The organism is Xanthomonas sp. DAR 35659 (genome assembly GCF_041242975.1).
GTDB classification, from domain to species: Bacteria; Pseudomonadota; Gammaproteobacteria; order Xanthomonadales; family Xanthomonadaceae; genus Xanthomonas_A; species Xanthomonas_A medicagonis.
In genome coordinates, this window is the sequence record NZ_CP162488.1 from 4,183,172 (window position 1) to 4,203,711 (window position 20,540).

Consider the following 20,540-nt stretch of genomic DNA (forward strand, 5'->3'; position numbering starts at 1 on the left):
CCGCGCACATTATGCTCGGCAAGGTGAAGACGGCGTTAACAGGCGCGTAACATGTGAAAGCCACAGCCAGTCCCGCAACGGTCGCGGATACACCGTATACAGCTTCATGAAATCATGCAACGCGGCGCTCTGGCAGCTGTCTGCCCCCGTAGACAGTACGCCACCGTGCTGTCCGGCCCGGTTCATCCGGGGCGCCGCCAAGGCGGCGGGTCGGCCAGTTCGGCCTGCATGAAGTCGACGAAGGCCCGCACCCGCGGCGGCACCAGCCGGCGCTGCGGCATCACCGCGTAGATGCCGGTCTCGGCCAGCGGGTAGTCGGCCAGCACCTGGCGCAGCCGCCCCTGGCGCAGGTCCTCGGCCACATGCCATTCCGAATGCAGGGCGATGCCCTGGCCGTTGACCGCGGCATCGCGCAGTACTTCGCCGAAGTTGGTCTCCAGCGGCCCGGCCACGCGGACGGCGATCTCGCCGTCGGGTCCCTGCAGCCGCCAGGTGTCCTGCCGGCCGTCGCTGCCGGTCAGCAACAGGCAGGCGTGCGCGGCCAGGTCGGCCGGCGTGGCCGGGGTGCCGTGACAGCGCAGGTACTCGGGCGAGGCGCAGAGCACGCGCCGATTGCCGGCCAGGCGCCGCGCGACCAGGCTGGAATCGCGCAGCGTGCCGATGCGGATCGCCAGATCGAAGCCTTCGCGGACCAGGTCCACGACGTTGTCGCTCAGGTGCACGCTCAGCCGCACCTGCGGGTGCAGCGCCATGAAGCGCGGCAGCAGCGGGGACACGTACAGGCGTCCGAACGCCGCGGACAGGGTCACCCGCAAGGTACCGGCGGCGGCGACGCCGGCCTGGCGCAGGCCGCCGGCCAGCGACTCCAGATCCTCGACCAGCGGGCGTCCCTGCTCGGCCAGTTGCAGGCCTTCCGGAGTTGGATGCAGGCGCCGCGTGGTCCGGTGCAACAGGCGCACGCCGAGCGCGCGCTCCAGCCGCTGACTGGCCACCGCCACCGACAGATCCAGGCTGCGCGCGGCGGCGCTGATCGAACCGAGATCGAGCACGCGCAGGAACAGGGCGATATCGCCGATCCGGTCCATTTGATGGATTTCATTGAAAGTCACTCAATATAGCGCCAGTTCCTGCTGATAAAACGCGGACCTAGGCTGTGCGTCGTCCTGCCATCCGGATCCCGCCATGTCCCTGCCCCCTCCCGTTGCATCCGCGCCAGCGCGGCCGCCGCTCGCGCTGTTCGCGCTGACCGCCGGCGCCTTCGGCATCGGCACCACCGAATTCGTGATCATGGGCCTGCTGCTGCAGGTCGCCGCCGACCTGCGGGTCAGCGTCCCCGCCGCGGGGTTGCTGATCTCCGGCTATGCGCTGGGCGTGTTCGTCGGCGCGCCGCTGCTGACCGTGGCCAGCCGGCGCTGGCCGCGCAAGCGGGTGCTGGTGGCGCTGATGCTGGTGTTCACCGCCGGCAACCTGGCCTGCGCGCTGGCGCCGAGCTACGCGGCACTGATGGCGGCGCGGGTGGTCACCTCGCTGGCGCACGGCACCTTCTTCGGCGTCGGCGCGGTGGTCGCCACCGGCCTGGTGCCGCCGCAGCGCAAGGCCTCGGCGATCGCCACCATGTTCACCGGCCTCACCGTCGCCACCCTGCTCGGGGTGCCGGCCGGCGCCTGGATGGGCCTGCATTACGGCTGGCGCGCCACGTTCTGGGCAGTGGCGGCGATCGGCGTACTAGCCACCGCGGTGATCGCCGCGCTGGTGCCGGCCGATCGCGACACCACGCCGGCACCGCCGTTGCGCGAGGAACTGCGTGCGGTCGGTCGCGCCCCGGTGCTGCTGGGGCTGGCGACGACGGTGCTCGGCTTTGCCGGCTTGTTCACCGTGTACACCTACGTGCAGCCGCTGCTGACCCGGGTCACCGGCATCGCCGACAGTGCGGTGTCGCCGCTGCTGCTGGTGTTCGGCGTGGGCATGATCGTCGGCAATGTGCTTGGCGGACGCCTGGCCGACCGCCGGCCACGACAAGCCTTGCCGCTGAGCCTGGGAGCGCTGGCGCTGGTGCTGACGGCGCTGACCTTCGCCTTGCCGTCGGTGCCGGCGATGACCCTGGGCATCTGCCTGCTGGGCGTGGCCGCGTTCGCGACGGTGGCGCCGCTGCAGATGTGGGTGCTGGGCAAGGCCGGCGAGACCGGCCGGCATCTGGCGTCGAGCCTGAACATCGGCGCGTTCAACCTGGGCAATGCGCTGGGGGCCTGGCTCGGCGGCCTGGTGCTCGGCCATGGCGGCAACCTGACGCAACTGCCCTGGGCGGCGGCGCTGGTCACCGCGAGCGGCCTGGCGGTGGCGCTGCTGGCGCTGCGCCTGGCGCCGGCGCCGGCATCGCCCCCGGCGACGGCCTGCGTCACGGGCGGTGCGGCATGAGCCGGCCTTCGCGCCAGGCTGTGCTGGCGGCGACCTTGCTGGGCGCGCTCGCGGTACCCGCCGGCGCCGCCGAACAGGACTGGATCGCGACCTGGCAGGCCAGTCCGCAGCCGCTGTGGGCGGCGGACTTCCCGTTCCCGACCCACACCCCGTTCAACCTGTGGCGGCAGACCGTGCGCCAGGTGGCGCGGATCAGCCTGGGCGGCGGCACGGTGCGCGTGGAGCTGAGCAATGCCTACGGCACGGCGCCGCTGCAGATCGGCGCCGCGTCGCTGGCGCTGGCCGGCGACGGCGCCGCGACCGTTCCCGGCACCGAGCGCCCCCTGCGCTTCGGCGGACAGCGCACGGCGACCATTCCACCGGGCGCGCCACTGCTCAGCGACCCGGTCGCGCTGGACGTGCCGGACCTGGCGCGGCTCAGCGTCAGCCTGTACCTGCCGCAGCCGACCGCGCCGTCCACCTTCCATTGGGAAGGCCTGGGCAGCACCTGGCTGGCGCCGGGCGAGCGCACCGCGGACGCAACGCTGGGCGACGCCAGCGCGCTGCCGGTGCGGCTGTTCGTCAGCGGCATCCAGGTGCGTCGCACCGATGCCGCCGGCGCGGTGGTGGCGCTGGGCGACTCGATCACCGATGGCGCCGCGTCCACCCCGGGCGCCGACCAGCGCTGGCCCGACCACCTGGCCACGCGGCTGGCGCCGCAGCGCGTGGCGGTGCTCAACGCCGGCATCTCCGGTGGCCGCGTGTTGCGCGACCGCATTGGCCGCAATGCGCTGGCGCGGCTGGATCGCGACGTGCTGGCGCAGCCGGGGGTGCGCACCCTGGTGCTGCTGATCGGCATCAACGACATCAGTTGGCATGCCACGCCGTTCGCACCGGACGACGCGCCGGTGTCCGCGCAGGAGCTGATCGCCGGCTATCGCCAGTTGCTGCAGCGCGGGCAGGCGCGCGGCCTGCGCGTGATCGGCGCCACGCTGACGCCGTTCGAAGGCGCATTGCCGGACACGCCGATCCACGGCTACTACAGCGCGGACAAGGAGCGGGTGCGGCAGCAGGTCAATGCCTGGCTACGAAACGGCAACGGCTTCGATGCGATCATCGATTTCGACGCCCTGCTCCGCGACCCCGCGCACCCCACCCGCATGCTGCCCGCCTTCGATTCCGGCGATCACCTGCACCCCGGCGACGCCGGCTATGCCGCCATGGCCGACGCCGCCGCGCGCATGCTCGGCGCTACCGCCGACGCGCCGCCCAGCGCCGTGCTGGCGCGCTGATCGCCCCCAATTTCCCCCGCAAAGGAGTTCACCATGGAATACCGTCATCTCGGCGCCTCCGGCTTCAAGGTCCCCGTGCTCAGCTTCGGCACCGGCACCTTCGCCGGTTCGAACGACTTTTTCGCCGCCTGGGGCAATTCGGACGTGGACCAGGCGCGGCGCCTGATCGACATCTGCCTGGAGGCCGGGGTCACCCTGTTCGACAGCGCCGACATCTATTCCGGCGGCGCCGCCGAATCGGTGCTGGGCGCGGCGATCAAGGGCCGCCGCGACCAGGTGCTGATCTCGACCAAGGCCACCTTCCGCTTCGACCCGAACGATCCGAACAGCGTCGGTTCCTCGCGTTTCCACCTGGTGCGCGCGGTCGAGGCCGCGCTGCAGCGGCTGGGCACCGACTACATCGACCTGTTCCAGTTGCACGGCTTCGACGCGAAGACGCCGGTGGAGGAAACCCTGTCCACGCTCGACGACCTGGTCCGCGCCGGCAAGATCCGCTACCTGGGCGTGTCCAACTTCTCCGGCTGGCACCTGATGAAGTCGCTGGCGGTGGCCGACCGCTACGGCTGGTCGCGCTACGTCGCGCACCAGGCCTATTACTCGCTGCTCGGCCGCGACTACGAAGAGGAACTGATGCCGCTGGGCCTGGACCAGGGCGTGGGCGCGGTGGTGTGGAGCCCGCTGGGCTGGGGCCGCCTGACCGGCAGGATCCGCCGCGGCCAGCCGCTGCCGGAGGGCAGCCGCCTGCGCAACCAGCAGGTCACCGAGGCCGGTCCGCCGGTGGAGGACGAGCGCCTGTACCGGGTGATCGACGCGCTCGAGGCGGTCGCCGCCGAGACCGGCAAGAGCGTGCCGCAGATCGCGCTGAACTGGCTGCTGCAGCGGCCGACGGTGAGCAGCGTCATCATCGGCGCGCGCAACGAGGAGCAGTTGCGGCAGAACCTGGGCGCGGTCGGCTGGACTCTCGACCCGGCACACGTCCAGCGCCTGGACGAGGCGAGCACTGTGGTGCCGACCTATCCGTACTGGCACCAGCGCGGCTTCGCCGAACGCAATCCGCGTCCGGTGTGAGCCCGGCGCTGCGCCTTCCTCCTTCCCCCATTCCCGGAGCCATCATGAAAGCCGTCGCCCTCACGCATTACCTGCCGATCGACGATCCGCAGTCGCTGCTCGACCTGGACCTGCCGCAGCCGCCCGCGCCCGGCGGCTTCGACCTGCTGGTGCGGGTCGAGGCGGTGTCGGTCAATCCGGTGGACACCAAGGTGCGCGCGCCCAAGCCGCAGGTGGAAGCGCAGCCGAAGGTGCTGGGCTACGACGCGGCCGGCGTGGTCGAGGCGGTCGGTGCCGACGTCGCGGGCTTCGCGCCCGGCGACGAGGTCTACTACGCCGGCGACATCACCCGCGCCGGCAGCAACGCGCAGTATCAACTGGTCGATGCGCGCATCGTCGCGCGCAAGCCGGCCACGCTGGACTTCGCCCAGGCAGCGGCGCTTCCGCTGACCACGCTGACCGCGTGGGAACTGCTGTTCCAGCGCATGCCGTTCGACTTCGACGACGAACGCAATCGCGGTCGCCGCCTGCTGATCATCGGCGGCGCCGGCGGCGTCGGCTCGATCGCGATCCAGTTGGCGCGGCACGCCGGCTTCGAGGTCATCGCCACCGCCTCGCGCGCGGAGAGCCGCGACTGGTGCCTGCAATTGGGCGCGCAGCACGTGATCGACCATCGCCAGCCGCTGGCGCCGCAATTGCAGGCGCTGGGCATCGCGCAGGTGGACGCGGCCTTGAACCTGGCCGACACCGACCGCTACTGGGATGCGCTGGGCGAACTGGTCGCGCCGCAGGGCCACGTCGGCCTGATCGTGGAGCCGGCCGGCGCGCTGCGCATCGGCGATCCCTACAAGGCCAAGTGCATCGGCATCCATTGGGAAATGATGTTCGCGCGGGCGCGCTTCAAGACCGCCGACATGATCGAGCAGCACCGGATCCTGGCGCGCGCGGCCAGCCTGGTGGACGCAGGCGAGCTGCGCACCACGCTGACCGACACACTGTCGCCGATCAGCGCCAGCACGCTGCGCGAAGCGCATCGCCGGCTGGAATCGGGCAGCACCATCGGCAAGCTGGCGCTGGTCGGCTGGGGCTGAACGCGGGCGCCGGGCGGTGGCGGCGCGATGCCGCGATCGGCCGTCGCCGCGGGACCACGCTGGCGACGCGGCCTGCCGCCACGCGCACCGCGGCGGCAGGCCAGGTCCGATTGCGACTGCCGCGCGTGCGTCGCGACCAAGCGCATGCACTGCCGCTTGCAGGCGCGGCCGCAACCAGCGGCCGCGCCCTGCGCGCTCACTCGACCGACACCGTGCCCGAACGCGGATAGACGCGATAGACGCGGTTGTTGGTGTTGGAGCGGATGCGGATCTCGTCGCCGGCCACACCGTCGAGATTGGCGTAGCCGAGCAGCGTCCACGACGCGCCGAAGCTGCCGGCGCCGTTGATCGTCTGCAAGGTGCCGCTGGCCGGGCGCAGGATCAGCAGGTTGCCGCTGCCGCCGCCCTGCGCCATCGCCACGTCGTTGCCGGCCGCGCCATCGAGATCGCGCACGCCGTTGTCCAGGGTCGCGTACTGGCTGCCGATCCAGTAGCTGTTCAACGCGCCCGTCTTCAGCGAATAGACCTTCACCTCGCTGGGCAGCGCCAGCAGCAGTTCGGCGCCGGCCACGCCGTTCATGTCGCTGGCGCAATTGGCGATGTCGGCGCAGACCTTCCAGTTGGTGCCATTGGTGATCCAGGTCGTGCGCAGCCCGCCGTTGCGGCCGTAGACCACCAGGTTGCTGCCGGCTTCCAGCGGGATCTCGTTGCCGGGCAAGCCGTCCATGTCCGCGATCGCGCCGGCCACCACCCGCGAGGCGGTGCCGATGAAGTGGTCGGTGATGCCGCCGGTGCGCGGCGTGACGATCCGCAACAGGGTCGGCGTGGTGATCGCGATCTCGCTGCCGGCCACCGCGTCCACGTCGGTGAACGCGCCGATGTCCCAGGCGCCGGTGCCGATATAGAGGCCGGCCGTGGTGCGCGCGTAGTGCTTGACGATGGTCAGTTGGTTGCCCTGCTTGAGCACCACCTCCGCGCCGGGCGCGCCGTCCACGTCGGTGACCGCGGCCAGCGTCCAAGGCGTGTTGGTCAGCGGGTAGCGGGTGGCGGCGCTGCCGCTGACCACATTGATTTCGCTGTAGCCGTTGCAGACCGCTTCCAGGGTACCGTTGCCGTCGAGGTCGGCGGTCTGCAGCAAGTCGCCGTAGTACGCGGTCGCGGTCGTGCACGACTGGGCGAAGGCCAGGGAAGGGATGGCTGCGGCGGCGGCCACGCACAGCGCGACGCCCAGTGCTTGGATCGAATGGCGCATGGAGAACTCCGTTTGGGTGGTTGGAGGGTCCGGGCCGGGCGCAGGCGCCCTGCCCGCGCACGATGACGAAGCACGGTCGACGCCCCCTTCCCGCCCCGCTGGACAAAACCCGCTTCTGGGATCGCCGTCGAGCTGCGGGGCGCGCGCGCCCGCACCCGCCAGCGCCCCCGGCCCAGGCGCCCCCTCTTGCCGTGGCCCGGGTTTCGCGGCACCCTGCGCGCTTCCGTACGCCAGCGTATCCAAGCCATGTCGCCCGCCTCCGGCCAGCCCGATCCGACCGCCACCGCCTATCCGCACCTGTTCGCCCCGCTCGACCTGGGCTTCACCCAGTTGCGCAACCGGGTGCTGATGGGCTCGATGCACACCGGCCTGGAGGACCGCGCGCGCGATTTCCCCAAGCTGGCCGCGTATTTCGCCGAGCGCGCCGCCGGCGGCGTCGGGCTGATCGTCACCGGCGGCTTCGCGCCGAACGTGGTCGGCTGGCTGAAGCCGTTCGGCGGCAAGCTGTCGTGGCCGTGGGAAGTGCGCCCGCACCGCCAAGTGACCCGCGCGGTGCACGCCCACGGCGCCAAGATCTGCCTGCAGCTGCTGCATGCCGGGCGCTACGCCTACCACCCGCTGTCGGTGGCGCCCTCGAAGCTGAAGGCGCCGATCAACCCGTTCACACCGCGCGCCTTGTCCGCACGCGGGGTCGAGCGTCAGATCGGCGCCTACGCGCGCGCCGCACGGCTGGCGCGCGAGGCCGGCTACGACGGCGTGGAAGTGATGGGCTCGGAAGGCTATCTGATCAACGAGTTCGTGGCCCCGCGCAGCAATCGCCGCGACGATGCCTGGGGCGGCGACGCAACCAAGCGCATGCGCTTCGCGGTGGAGATCGTGCGCCAGATCCGCGAAGCCTGCGGGCCCGATTTCATCATCGTCTACCGGCTGTCGCTGGTGGACCTGGTCGAGGACGGCAGCGACTGGCAGGAGATCGTGGCGCAGGCGCAGGCGATCGAAGCCGCCGGCGCGACCCTGATCAACTCCGGCATCGGCTGGCACGAAGCGCGCGTGCCGACCATCGCCACCTCGGTGCCGCGCGCCGCGTTCGCCGGCGTCACCGCCAAGCTCAAGCCGCACGTGCGGCTGCCGCTGATCGCCACCAACCGCATCAACATGCCCGACGTGGCCGAGCGCATCCTCGCCGGCGGCGGCGCCGACATGGTGTCGCTGGCGCGGCCGCTGCTGGCCGATCCGCAGTGGCCGAACAAGGCGCGGCGCGGCCAGGCGCAGGCGATCAACACCTGCATCGCCTGCAACCAGGCGTGCCTGGACCACGTGTTCGAGAACAAGACCGCCAGTTGCCTGGTCAATCCGCGCGCGGCGGCGGAGACCGAACTGAATTACCTGCCCACCACCGCGCCCAAGCGCATCGCCGTGGTCGGCGCCGGACCCGCCGGACTGGCCTGCGCCACGGTCGCCGCCGAACGCGGCCACCGCGTGACCCTGTTCGACAGCGCCGCGGAGATCGGCGGCCAGTTCAACGTGGCCAAGCGCATTCCCGGCAAGGAGGAATTCCACGAGACGCTGCGCTACTTCCGCCACCAGTTGGACGCCACCGGCGTGGAGGTGCGGCTGCAGACCACCGCCGATGCGGCGCTGCTGTCCGAGTTCGACGACGTGGTGCTGGCGACGGGCATCGTGCCGCGCAAGGTGGACTTCCCCGGTGCCGACCATCCGCATGTGGTCAGCTATCTCGACGTCCTGCAGGGCCGGGTGCAGGCGGCGGACACGGTCGCGATCATCGGCGCCGGCGGCATCGGCTTCGACGTCGGCGAGTTCCTGGTCCATGCCGGTGAATCCACCGCGCTGGACCCGGCGCGCTGGATGGCCGAATGGGGCGTGGATCCGCAATTCGAGGCGCGCGGCGCGTTGCGCAAGCCGCAACCGGAAGCGCCGGCGCGCAAGGTGTGGCTGCTGCAGCGCAGCCCCGGCCGACCGGGCGCGCGCCTGGGCAAGACCACCGGCTGGATCCACCGCGCGACCCTAAAAGCGAAGGGTGTGACCATGCTCGGCGGCGTCGAGTACCTGGGCATGGACGATGCCGGCCTGCGCATCCGCGTGGACGGCGCCGAACAACTGTTGCCGGTGGGCACCGTGGTGGTCTGCGCCGGCCAGGAACCGCGCCGCGACCTGCACGACACACTGCAGGCCAGCGGCCGCAGCGTGCACCTGATCGGCGGCGCGGACGTGGCCGCGGAGCTGGACGCCAAGCGCGCGATCGCACAGGGGAGCCGCCTGGCGGCGCAACTCTAGGGCGTGTGCCGATCACCGGGCATGTCGCGCTATGCGTGCGCGTGCCCGCGGCAAGGAAAAGGCCAGGACATGGATGCCTGTCCACACGCGGGGGGGGGGGGAGCGGCAGCGATCGCACGCAACCGCTCCCTTTCGGGTTGAGCCCGCCCGACCCCGACGTGGTCTGGTCGGGCGGACGCGCTGCTGTCGCATCGCCCGGTTATAAGGCTATTCGCATGCCGCATCCTCCGCCCCTGCCCGCCCTGCCTCGCCTGCCGCCCGCGGCCCTGGCGGCCTATGCCGGGGCGCATTTCGGCAAGAGCCTGCTGTGGTATGCCGGCGAACTGCTGCTGATCTATTCGTTGACCGAACATGCCGGGCTCGGCGCGACCGCGGCCGGGCTGGTACTGGCACTGGGCCTGCTGCTCAACGCCGCGATCGGCCTCGGCGCCGGTTGGGGGCTGCGCCGGCGCCTGCGCGAGGTAGGCGGCGCCGGGCGCCTGCAATGGCACGGCCTGGCCGCGGCGGCGCTGGCGCTGTTGCTGGTGTTCGCCGCACCGTTGCTGCCGGCACCGCTGCGGCTAGGCTACGTGCTGGTGGCGAGCCTGTTGTTCCGGCTGGCCTATGCCACCTGCGATGTGGCGCAAAACACCTTGCTGAGCCTGGCGCAGTGGCCCTGGCGCGGCCACGACGGCGCCAGCGCGCTGCGCCTGGCCGGCAGCGGCGCCGCGACGCTGCTGGTCAGCGGCGTGGTCGGCGCGGTGCTCGCGCGCGGTGCCGACGGCGGCCGCCTGGCGCTGCAGGCCGGCGCCGCGCTGGCGGCGGTGGCGATGCTGTGCGCCTGGCGGCTACGGCAGGCACTGCGGCGACCCGCCCCGGGAGTTCCCGGCGACGGCATCGCGACCGACACCGGCCTCGCGCCCTCGTGGCGCGCGATTCCCTGGCAACCGCTGGCGCTGATCGCGGCGATCTCGCTGACCCTGCCTGCCTTCACCAAGCTCGCCCCGTACGTGGCCGCCTATGGGCTGCTGTCGCCCGGCTGGGGCAGCGCGGTGCTGATCGCCTACGCGCTCGGCACGGTGCTGGTCCAACCCCTGGCCGCGCGTTGGGGCCGGCGGTGCACGCCGGCGCAGCGCCTGGGCTGGCTGGGCGTGGCCCTGCTGCTGAGCGCGCCGCTGTTCGCGCTGACGCTGCCCGCGCAGCCGCTGCTGAGCCTGGTCGCCGCCGCCTGCATCGGCGCGATCGGCGGCAGCGGCGGACAACTGGTGTGGGCCTGGCATGCACGCCGCACCGCCACCCGCGCGCTCGCCCAGCGCGCGCTGTGCTTCGCCGCGCTGACCGCCGCCGCGCAGGTCGCGCTGGCCACGGGGGTGGTGCTGATCGGCCTGCTGCTGGATGCGCTGGCGTATCGCGACGGGGATTGCACGCTGCTGTGCTGGGCGATGGCGGCGGGTCCGCTCCTGTGCGGAGCGCTGTGCCTGCTGCTGGCGCTGCTCACCGCACGCCGCCGCGCGCTCCCGATCGGCAGTGGCGTGGCAGCGAACGCCAGCAGCGGTTGAGGCGTCGGACCGCGGCCGCCGCGCTCGCCCGGCCCACGCCACTGCGAGGCAACGCGGCGCGGCGCACCGCGCCCGACCGTGCGTGCTTCAGGCGAAAAACGCCCGCTGCAACGGCATCAGCGCCGCGCCCAGGGTCACCGCGTCGCCGACGGTGCGGGCGATGCACAACTGCGGCAAGGGCGGCGCCAGGCCGTGCCGGTTGGGTGCGCGCGGGATGCGGATGCGCTCGATCAGGCGCTCGGCGATCGCGGCAGGCAGGCGCCCGCCGATCACGATCGCCTGCGGATCCAGCGCGTAGGACAGGTACGCGCACAACTGCGAGAACGGCGCCTGCGCCATGTCCAGCCAGGCGTCCACGCCCGGGGTGTGCGCCTCGATCGCGCCGAGCATCTGCTCGACCCCGGCGTAGTCCTCGCCAGCGGCGCGCACCAACGCCAACAGCGCATCCAGATTCGGATACGCCATGCCGCCGACGGTCCAGATGCCGCCGAATTCGCCGGCATTGCCGCGATAGCCGCGGAACAACCGGCCATCGGCGATGATGCCGCCGCCGAAGCCGTTGGTCAGATGCAGGTAGACGAAGTCGCGGCAGTCGCGGCCGACCCCGTACAGACTCTCGGCCACCGCCGCCGCGGCGCCATCGTTCTCCACCGTGACCGCGCAGCCCAGGGCCTCTTCCAGGATCGGCACCAGGTCCAGTTGGGTCCAGTCCTCCAGCGCCGGCGGCCCGGCCATCTGCCGGCCCTGGCCGGTGAAGAACGCCGAGATCGCCATGCCGACGCCGACCACCCGCACCGGGTCCACCCCGCTCTCGGCCAGCAGCTCGGCGCGAAACCGCTGCAACTGCGCCAGCACCGGCGCGCGGCGCATGTCGGCCAGGCCGATCCGGCGCTGGCCGCGCACGTTGCCGGCGAAGTCCACCAGCGCCAGCGCCACCACGTCGCCCGCCAGGCCGATGCCGAAGGCGTAGGCGTAGTCCGGCGCCAGCCGCACGTCGACGCTGGGATTGCCGCGGCCCCCGGCGGCGCGGGCGATGAGCTGGACCATGCGCTCCTGCACGAACCCCTGCAGCAGCCGCGCCACGGTGGGCTGCGACAGGGCCAGATCGCGGCTAAGCGCTGCCTGGGTCTGTACTCCGGTCTTGAACACACGGTCGAGCAATTGGCGGCCGCCGGCGCTGACGCGCGGCGGGAAAGCGGAATGCGGCATGGGCGGGCGGAAAAGCGCGAGGGAGGCACGAACCGCCACAACCTAGCATGTGGACATATAAGTTTCATACATGGTAAATAGTATTAACCCCACATTCTTTTACTGGGGGGTTTCATGCATACCGCTTTTCCGCACCCGAGCCTGCTGGCGCTCGCGCTGGCGTCCATCCTCTGCACCGCCACCGCCGTCCACGCCGAGGACGCGCCGCCGGCCGACGCCACCACCACGCTGGACCAGATCGTGGTCACCGGCACGCCGCAGGGGCAGTCGCAGAAGGACGCGCCGTTCGCGATCAGCGTGGTGTCCAAGGAACGCCTGGAGCGCAGCACCCCGAGCAGCAGCGTGGACATGCTGCGGGCGGTCCCCGGCTTCTCCGCCGAACCCTCCGGCGGCCAGGGCGGCGGCCAGAACCTGTACGTGCGCGGCCTGCCGGCCGGCGGCTGGTACTACGTGCAATACCAGGAGGACGGCCTGACCCTGTTCGACGAGCCGCAAGAAAGCTTCTTCAACGTCGACAGCCTGTTCGCGCTGGACATGATGACCGAGCGCCTGGAAGTGGTGCGCGGCGGCACCTCGCCGCTGTTCGCCACCAACGCGCCGGGCGGCACGGTCAACGCCATCACCCGCCACGGCACCGCCACGCCCGAGGGCGCGGTGCGGATGACCGTCGGCAGCGACGGCCTGCGCCGCGAGGACGCCTACAGTGCCGGCCCGCTCAGCGAGAACGTGCTGTACAGCATTGGTGGCTACCACCGCAGCGACGACGGCCTGCGCCGCACCGGCTACACCGCCGACCAGGGCGGCCAGCTGCGCGGCAACCTGACCTTCCTGATGGGCGACGCGATCCTCGACGTCGACGCCAAGTACCTCGACGACCGCACCGCCTTCTACAACCCGATCCCGCTCGCCGACCCGCGCAACCCGTCGCAATCGCTGTCGGCGCTGCTCGATCCGCTGGACGGCACGCTGCTGTCCAACGACCTGCGCCACACCACCGCGCTCACCTTCGACGGCAACGGCCCGCTGGCGCGCAACCTGGACCTGGCCGACGGCATCCACAACAAGGTCAAGCAACTCGGCACGCACCTGGAATGGGATCTGGGCGACGGCCTGAGCCTCAACAACCGCATGCGCTTCGTCGATGCCGAAGTGGACTACACCGCGCTGTTCTCCGGCGCGGCGCCCTACGACGCCAACGCCTACCTCGGCACCCAACTCGGCCGTGCGCGCAGCGGCTTCGGTGCGCGGGTGGCGCGGGTCGGCTACGTCACCACCCGCAACGGCGCCGCCTACGATCCGGCCGCGGCCGACGGCCTGGTGCTGGAGAGCGGCCTGTGGAATGCGCGCACCCACCTGCGCACGCTGTCCGACGACCTGCGCCTGAGCAAGGCGTTCGACGACACGGCGCTGGGCAAGCACACGCTCACCGCCGGCCTCAATGTGCAGCACGTCGAATTCCGCCAGGACCGGCTGCAGAACACCGTGCTGACCACGCTGCAGAACAACGCGCAGCGCCTGGACGTGCTGGCCTACGACGCCGCCGGCAACGTGGTCGGTTCGGTCACCCAGAACGGTTTCGTGCGCTACGGCAACGGCGTCACCAGCGGCTTCGCCAACGCCACCTACCTGTCGCCGTACCTGTGGGATTCGGTGCGCTTCGGCCGCCTCGGCCTGGATGCCGGCGTGCGCTACACCCGCTACAACGCCAACGGTGGCGTGTACGCCAACACCACGCGCAATCTCGGCGATCCGACCACGCTGGCCGACGACAACGTCGGCGGCCTCAGCGGCGCGTTCAGTCCGCGCACCGATCACCGCCAAGCCACGCAGTGGACGCTGGGCGCGGAGTTCGCCCTGACGCCGCAGCTGCAGACCTTCGCCCGCTACACCCAGTCGCAGCGGCTGCCGCGGCTGCAGAACGTCTACCAGACCCAGAACGCGGACGTCACCGACATCGACCAGGCCGAGGTCGGCCTGCGCGGCAGCTTCGGCGACACCTTCTCCTTCTCCACGGTCGGCTTCTGGAGCCGCTTCAACGCGCTGTCGATCAGCGCGATCGTGCTCGACAACAGCGGCGCGGTGCAGAGCCTGGCGCTGGTCGGCAAGACCCGCACGTTGGGCCTGGAATCGGAGTTCACCTGGCGGCCGTCGCCGCTGTTCGGCATCACCGGTTCGGCCACGCTACAGGATCCGCAGACGCGCGGCCTGAGCAACGCGACCACCGGCCTCAGCTACGGCGACCTGGACGGCAAGCAGATCTCGCGCATTCCCAAGTTCATGGCCTCGCTCAGCCCGACCCTGTACTTCGACATCGACGGCCGACCGCTGGAACTGTCGGCCACCGCCTACCGCATGGGCCAGCGCTACGTCGACTACACCAACGCCACCGCCCTGCCCGCCTACACCACCTACGACCTGGGCCTGTTCGCGCGGCTGAGCGAACACCTGGAACTGCAACTGCACGCGGCCAACGTCAGCAACGCGCGCGGCCTGACCGAAGGCAACGCGCGCGTGGATACGTTGTCGGGCCAGGGCACCGCCGACGCGATCTACGCGCGGCCGATCTTCGGCCGCAACTACAACGCCTCGTTGACCTGGCGGTGGTGAGCATGCGCTGCCAAGGACTGTTGATGAGCGTGGCGCTGTCGCTGCCGATCCTGGCGCTGGCGGCGACGCCCAGCCTGCCCGATCGCCTGCGCGATCCACACGGCGACGCGCTGGTGGTATCGCACCGCGCCTGCTGGACGTTCGCCTCGGAGAACACACTGGACGGCATCGCCGCGTGCATCGCGCGCGGCGTGGACATGGTCGAGATCGACGTGCGCACCACCCACGACGGCGTGCTGGTGCTGATGCACGACGCCACCGTGGACCGCACCACCGACGGACACGGCGCGGTGGCCGAGCTGGAAGCGGCGCAGATCGCCGCGCTGCGCGTGCGCAGCCGGGGCGGCGGACCCGACAGCACGCTCACCGCGCGGCATCCGCCGACGCTGGCGCAGGCGCTGGCCCTGGCGCGCGGCAAGGTACTGGTGAACCTGGACATCAAGGCCGCATCGCTGGACCAGGTGATCGCTGCGGTGGAGGCCGCCGGCGCGCAACGCGACGTGCTGCTCAACGTGCCGCTGGACGTGCCCGCGGCGGTGCTGCAGCGCGCGCGCAAGGCCGGCATCGCGGTGCAGGCGCTGTACCTGCAGCGTGACTCGCCGCTATCGCCGCAGCAGGCCCTGCGCCGCGCCGCGGCGCTGCGGCCGGCGGTGGTGCAGCTGATGTTCGACGACCCGGCGGTGCTGGACATCGCGCAACGCGACCTGGCGCCGCACGCGCGCCTGTTCGTCAACACCATGACCAACGACATCGCCAGCGGAAAACCGATGCGCCTGTCGGCGGACTACACCGACCAGCGCGCCTTGCGCGATCCCGCCGCGGTGTGGGGCGGACTGCGCAAGCGCGGCGTGAGCATGATCCAGACCGACGAACCGGTGGCATTGCAACGCTACCTGCACGGCACGGACACGTCCCGGTAGCCGGCATCGGTCCCACTCGTGGCGACGCGGTGCGATGATCGCGCGCCGCGTGACCAGGGGTCAGGTTTCAGTCGGGCGGCGTGCAACACCAGGACGGTATCCATCGCCTCGAGCATGGCGCTGCAGACGACCGCGCCCTGTGCATGGCAATGGCGGTGCGCTGCGCCCGCTTCACTTCATTCCATGCCTCCCGAACGGAAGAGAGCAGATGAAACTGCGCAAAGAAACCGCCCGGTTTCCGCCCGGCGCTGGACTGCGCGTCCGCACGCAGTTGCTGGATCCTGCCGCGGGCGTGGGCAGTCCGCCACGGGAAAAGCGTCGATGGAGTTACTAGGCCAGCACGATCACCGCGTGCCAGCAGGCCGCGACCGGCGACGACAACGCACGCGCCTGCGCGAACTGCCGTCCAATCTCGGTTAAGCACCACCGGCCGGCGCCGCGCGCGATCGCAGCATGCGCCTGCTCGCCACTTTGCTAAGCAGTTCGTACTACGCGCAAGACCACGCCACCTGGTTCGGCGATCTGCGCGCGCTCGCCGAGCAGCACAGCGCTGGCCGGATCGTGATCAACGCCTGACGCAACTGGCCGGACACGCCGACCTGGTGGTGAAGGTCTACGCCATGCTGATGCAACGCGGACAGTTTTCCTGAGCTGCACGCCGTTGCGGCAACAGCACACATCCAATCGCTCGCTTGCCACGCAACGAAACACACCGCTGTCCCTGTAGGAGCGGCTTCAGCCGCGACAGGCACTCGGAGTAAAACGTCGCGGCTAAAGCCGCTCCTACAGTGAGGCCATCCATTGTTACTGGAAGGCTCCCCAACAAATCGCCGCGACAGAGAACGTGAACTCTGTCAACACTCTGGATTCAGTTGCGATTCGGGAAGCGGCCCCTATCGTTCGCGCCTCTTCCTGGTCTGCCCATCTTGGCGGATCCGCCGGCCTCCAGATTGCGCCGGCACCCGGGCGGCCCGTGACAGGCCGCCTCCCCATGACGCCAAGCCACATCGTCTTGCCGCGCCACCCGGCGCGGCGCCGATGAGGGCCCATACGGAGCAAGGAGTTCTATGAAGCTGGCCTGGATTCTCTGGCTGTCGCAGTTGTTGCCGCAACCCGCCGCCGATTCGTTGTGTTTGAGCACCACCGTGTACCTGGAGGCGCGCGACCAGACCTTGCGCGGCCAGCAAGCCGTCGCCGAAGTGGCGCTGCGGCGCCTGGACAGCGGACTGTGGGGCAACTCGATGTGCCAGGTGGTGACCGCGCGCAAGCAGTTCGCACCCGGACTGGTGAAGCCCGGCACCGAACTGAAGAACGACGACGCGTGGGCCGATGCGGTCAACGTCGCCTTCGCCGCCGAGCGCAACTGGGCACTGCCGGAAGGCCAGCGCAAGGAAATCGTGCCCGGCGCCAGCCATTTCGCCGCGCATGCGATCGCCAACCCGAGCTGGCGCAACGCGTATCAGGTGGCGACGATCGGCGATCACACGTTCTACCGCGTGCAGAAGCTGCGCCCGCGCAACGCATCCTGATCCGCGCCGCCGCGGCGCTCGCCAACCGCATGCAGGGCCGGGTACGCTTCCCGGCCCTTTGTCTGTGCGGAGCCGCGCAATGAAACTGTTCACCAAACCCGGCGCCTGTTCGCTCGCCGACCACATCGCGCTGCGCTGGACGCAGTTGCCGTTCGACCTGCAGGTGCTCGATGCCGCCGCGATGAAGGCGCCGGCCTACCTCGCCCTCAATCCCGCTGGCGCGGTACCGGTGCTGCAGGTGGACGACTGGGTGCTGACCCAGAACTCGGCGATCCTCAACTACATCGCCGACATCGCGCCGGCCGCGCAACTCGCCGGCGACGGCAGCGCGCGTGGCCGCGCGGAAGTGCAGCGGTGGCTCGCGTTCCTCAACGCGGATCTGCACACCGCATTCCATCCCCTGTTCGGCAGCACGCGCTACCTGGAAGACGCCGCGGCGATCGCGCGCACCCAGGAGCATGCGCGCGAACGCCTGCGCACGCTGTTTGCGCGCGTGGACGCGCACCTGGCGACGCAGGACTGGCTCGCCGGCGCGCAGCGCTCGATCGCCGATGCCTACCTGTTCGTCACGCTGCGCTGGGCGCGCGCGCTGAAGATCGAACACGGCGCGCACCTGCAGCGCTTCTTCGAGCGCATGGCGGCCGACCCGCAGGTGCAGGCGGCATTGCAGGCCGAAGGACTGCAGTGAGTCCACGAAGCTAGCGCGTCCGCTCCGCTTCCCGCATGCAACGCCCCGGTAGGAGCTGCTTCAGCCGCGACAGAGTCCCTGACGCCCCCTGTCGCGGCTGAAGCCGCTCCTACAACGGATCGGCGCCTAGCGTGTCCTGCAGCCAGCGCGCGGTCAGCGCCGGGCTCTTGGCCTTGCCCAGCGCCGCGGTCAGTTCCGGCAACAGGGTCTCGAGCGCGGCGGCATCGCCGCAGCGTTCGATCTTCAATTGCATGAAGTAGCCCTTCAAGCCCAGATGTTTGCGCACCGCCTCGCTCATCGCCTCGTACAACTGCGAATAGCGCTGCGCCGCTTCGCGCGACACCGGCGCATCGCTTCGCTCGGCTGGCGCCAGAGTCGTATCCGCCTGCGTCGGCGGCGCACTCGGTGCCGAAGCGGATGAGGCAGACACGCTCGTCACCGCATCGCCCCCGCGCGTGATCAATCCCATCTGCTGCAGTTGCGCCAAGGCATCGTCCGGCGCATGCAGGCCGGCGACGATCTGCTGCAACGCGGCGTCGTCCTTCTGTCCATCCACCACCAGCAGGATCGAGCGCAGTTGCGCCGGCAGGCGCCGCGCGCGGTCCGCGATCTCCTGCCGCCCCGCCTCGGTCTTGGCATACCGCCCGCGCTCGCTCATCCCCACTCCCCCTGGTTACGCATCGACCCCGATCACCGTGCGCGCCGCGTGCACGCGCGGCACTGCGTCTCAGCGCTGCAGCACCTTGCGGATCTCGTCCAGCGCGCCCGGATCGTCCAGCGTCGACAGATCGCCGGGATCGCGCCGCTCGGCCAATGCCTGCAGCGAACGCCGCAGCAACTTGCCCGAGCGCGTCTTCGGCAGCGCCTGCACCAGGTACACCTGCGCCGGCCGCGCTACCGCGCCGAGTCGCTCGACCACGCATTGGCGCAGCTGTTCGACGATGCCGGCGACCGCCTCGGGCGCGGCCTGGGTCTTCAGCGTCGCGAACACCACCGGCACCTGCCCCTTCAGTTCGTCGTGCATGCCGATCACCGCCGCTTCGGCCACCTGCGGGTGACCGGCGATGGCCTCTTCGATCTCGCGCGTGCCGAGGCGGTGGCCGGCGACATTGATCACGTCGTCGGTGCGGCCGAGGATGAAGGTGTAGCCCTCGTCGTCGCGGATCGCCCAATCCAGCGAGCTGTACAGCAGTTCGTCGAAATGGCTGAAATAGCTGCGCAGGAAGCGCGCGTCGTCGTTCCACACCGTGGTCATGCAGCCCGGCGGCAGCGGCGGCTCGATCACCAGCACGCCCTTGCGCCCCGGCGACACCTCTGCGCCGTGCGCATCGACGATCTTCATCTTGTAGCCGAGGTTGGGAAAGCCCGGCGACCCCGGCTTGACCGGGCGCATTTCCACGCCGGGCAGCAAGGTCAGCGCCGGCCAGCCGGTCTCGGTCTGCCAGTAGTTGTCGATGACCGGCTTGCCCAGCGCCTCGCCGATCCACAGCGCGGTCGGCTCGTCCAGCGGTTCGCCGGCCAGGAACAGGTATTGCAACGCGCTCAGGTCGTGGTCGCGCAGATGGCTGACCGGATGCTTCTTCAGCACCCGGATCGCGGTCGGCGAGGAAAACATCGTGCGCACCCGATATTTCTCGCACAGCGCCCACCACACGCCCGGATCGGGCTGCACCGGCAGGCCTTCGTACAGCAGCGAGGTGCAGCCGGCGATCAACGGACCGTACACGTTGTACGAATGACCGACCGCCCAGCCCACGTCGGAGGTGGAGAACATCGTCTGCCCGGGCGCGCAATCGAACACCGTGCGCATCGACAGCGCCAGGGCCACCGCGTAGCCGCCGACGTCGCGCTGCACGCCCTTGGGCTTGCCGGTGGTGCCGGAGGTGTACAGCAGGTAGCTGGGTTCGTTGGATTCCAGCCACACCACCGGCACCTGCGCATCGCCGACCTCGGCACGCAGCGCGGCATAGTCGAAGTCGCGCTCGGGCACGCGCGGCTGCGCCGGATCCAGCCCGCGCGAGACGATCAGCACCCGTGGCGGCGGCGCGCTGGCTTCGGCGCAGGCGGCATCGACCAGCGGCTTGTACGGAATGATCTTGCCGCCGCGGCTGCCGGCGTCGGCGGCGATCAGCAGCTTCGGCGCCGCATCGTCGATACGCAGCGCCAGGTTGTGCGCGGCGAAGCCGCCGAACACCACCGAATGCACCGCGCCGATGCGCGCGCAGGCCAGCATCGCGAACACCGCTTCGGCCATGTTCGGCATGTAGATCACCACGCGGTCGCCGCGCTGCACGTCCAACCGCAGCAGCACTGCGGCGAAGGCGTTCACCTCCTCGTGCAGCTGCGCGTAGGTGAACTCGCGGGTCTGCCCGGTTTCGCTGGACACCGCGACCAGCGCCAGTTGCGCGGCGCGCTCGGGCAGATGGCGGTCCACCGCGTTGTGGCACAGATTGGTGAGCCCGCCGGCGAACCAGCGCCGGAACGGCGGATTGTCGTACTCCAGGATGCTCTGCGGCGGCCGTTGCCAGTCGATGGCCTTGGCCTGCTCGGCCCAGAACTCCTCCGGCTGCTCGATCGAGCGCCGGTACAGCGTCGCATAGTCCATGCCGCCCCTCCCAAGGCCGGTGCACCGGCTCCGAGCATAGTCCTTCGGCGGCGTGGGCGTCGTTCAGACCTTG

At 70.7% G+C, this 20,540-nt stretch carries 16 protein-coding genes; 11 read left to right on the forward strand and 5 right to left on the reverse strand.

The window, feature by feature from the left end:
- Positions 1-182: 182 nt before the first annotated feature.
- A complete protein-coding gene (locus AB3X07_RS17595) occupies positions 183-1,085 on the reverse strand; it encodes a LysR family transcriptional regulator (RefSeq protein ID WP_369939987.1) in 903 nt (300 codons plus the stop codon).
- A 97-nt stretch (positions 1,086-1,182) separates the two neighbouring features.
- Between AB3X07_RS17595 and AB3X07_RS17600 the strand changes: the two genes are divergently transcribed.
- Genes AB3X07_RS17600 through AB3X07_RS17615 form a run of 4 tightly spaced genes read left to right on the forward strand, consistent with a single transcriptional unit; the run spans position 1,183 to position 5,824 of the window.
- Positions 1,183-2,415, forward strand: a complete 1,233-nt coding sequence (locus tag AB3X07_RS17600; RefSeq protein WP_369939988.1) for an MFS transporter — start codon at positions 1,183-1,185, stop codon at positions 2,413-2,415.
- Positions 2,412-3,686 (forward strand): SGNH/GDSL hydrolase family protein, encoded by a 1,275-nt coding sequence (locus tag AB3X07_RS17605; RefSeq protein WP_369939989.1) that lies wholly within the window; start codon positions 2,412-2,414, stop codon positions 3,684-3,686. Before AB3X07_RS17600 ends, AB3X07_RS17605 begins: the two co-directional genes overlap by 4 nt.
- Before the next feature lie 33 nt (positions 3,687-3,719).
- The gene (locus AB3X07_RS17610; RefSeq protein WP_369939990.1) at positions 3,720-4,754 is read left to right on the forward strand and encodes an aldo/keto reductase; all 1,035 of its coding nucleotides are present in this window, start codon (positions 3,720-3,722) and stop codon (positions 4,752-4,754) included.
- 44 nt (positions 4,755-4,798) lie between these two features.
- Positions 4,799-5,824, forward strand: coding sequence for a zinc-binding alcohol dehydrogenase family protein (locus AB3X07_RS17615; RefSeq protein ID WP_369939992.1), 1,026 nt, complete (start codon positions 4,799-4,801; stop codon positions 5,822-5,824).
- Between the two features lie 196 nt (positions 5,825-6,020).
- Here the strand turns inward: AB3X07_RS17615 and AB3X07_RS17620 are convergent, their stop codons facing one another.
- A complete protein-coding gene (locus AB3X07_RS17620; protein ID WP_369939993.1) occupies positions 6,021-7,076 on the reverse strand; it encodes a hypothetical protein in 1,056 nt (351 codons plus the stop codon).
- A 246-nt stretch (positions 7,077-7,322) separates the two neighbouring features.
- On the opposite strand from AB3X07_RS17620, the gene AB3X07_RS17625 reads away from it, so the two are divergent.
- Entirely contained in the window at positions 7,323-9,371 is a 2,049-nt protein-coding gene (locus AB3X07_RS17625; protein ID WP_369939994.1) for an FAD-dependent oxidoreductase, read from the forward strand.
- A 215-nt stretch (positions 9,372-9,586) separates the two neighbouring features.
- Positions 9,587-10,909, forward strand: a complete 1,323-nt coding sequence (locus tag AB3X07_RS17630) for an MFS transporter (protein WP_369939996.1) — start codon at positions 9,587-9,589, stop codon at positions 10,907-10,909.
- 87 nt (positions 10,910-10,996) lie between these two features.
- Here AB3X07_RS17630 and AB3X07_RS17635 read toward each other — a convergent pair whose 3' ends face one another.
- Complete coding sequence (locus AB3X07_RS17635) at positions 10,997-12,118, reverse strand: ROK family protein (protein ID WP_369939997.1); 1,122 nt, start codon at positions 12,116-12,118, stop codon at positions 10,997-10,999.
- Positions 12,119-12,232: 114 nt separating this feature from the next.
- Between AB3X07_RS17635 and AB3X07_RS17640 the strand changes: the two genes are divergently transcribed.
- From AB3X07_RS17640 to AB3X07_RS17660, 5 genes are all read left to right on the forward strand, one after another.
- A complete protein-coding gene (locus AB3X07_RS17640; protein WP_369939998.1) occupies positions 12,233-14,725 on the forward strand; it encodes a TonB-dependent receptor in 2,493 nt (830 codons plus the stop codon).
- A gap of 23 nt (positions 14,726-14,748) precedes the next feature.
- Complete coding sequence (locus AB3X07_RS17645) at positions 14,749-15,645, forward strand: glycerophosphodiester phosphodiesterase family protein (protein WP_369939999.1); 897 nt, start codon at positions 14,749-14,751, stop codon at positions 15,643-15,645.
- A 453-nt stretch (positions 15,646-16,098) separates the two neighbouring features.
- A complete protein-coding gene (locus AB3X07_RS17650) occupies positions 16,099-16,221 on the forward strand; it encodes a hypothetical protein (protein WP_369940001.1) in 123 nt (40 codons plus the stop codon).
- Between the two features lie 491 nt (positions 16,222-16,712).
- A complete protein-coding gene (locus AB3X07_RS17655) occupies positions 16,713-17,174 on the forward strand; it encodes a cell wall hydrolase (RefSeq protein ID WP_369940002.1) in 462 nt (153 codons plus the stop codon).
- A 79-nt stretch (positions 17,175-17,253) separates the two neighbouring features.
- The gene (locus AB3X07_RS17660) at positions 17,254-17,862 is read left to right on the forward strand and encodes a glutathione binding-like protein (RefSeq protein WP_369940003.1); all 609 of its coding nucleotides are present in this window, start codon (positions 17,254-17,256) and stop codon (positions 17,860-17,862) included.
- Positions 17,863-17,971: 109 nt separating this feature from the next.
- Here the strand turns inward: AB3X07_RS17660 and AB3X07_RS17665 are convergent, their stop codons facing one another.
- A complete protein-coding gene (locus tag AB3X07_RS17665; RefSeq protein WP_369940004.1) occupies positions 17,972-18,520 on the reverse strand; it encodes a hypothetical protein in 549 nt (182 codons plus the stop codon).
- A gap of 69 nt (positions 18,521-18,589) precedes the next feature.
- Positions 18,590-20,467, reverse strand: a complete 1,878-nt coding sequence (prpE, locus tag AB3X07_RS17670) for a propionate--CoA ligase (protein ID WP_369940005.1) — start codon at positions 20,465-20,467, stop codon at positions 18,590-18,592.
- Positions 20,468-20,540 lie beyond the last annotated feature (73 nt).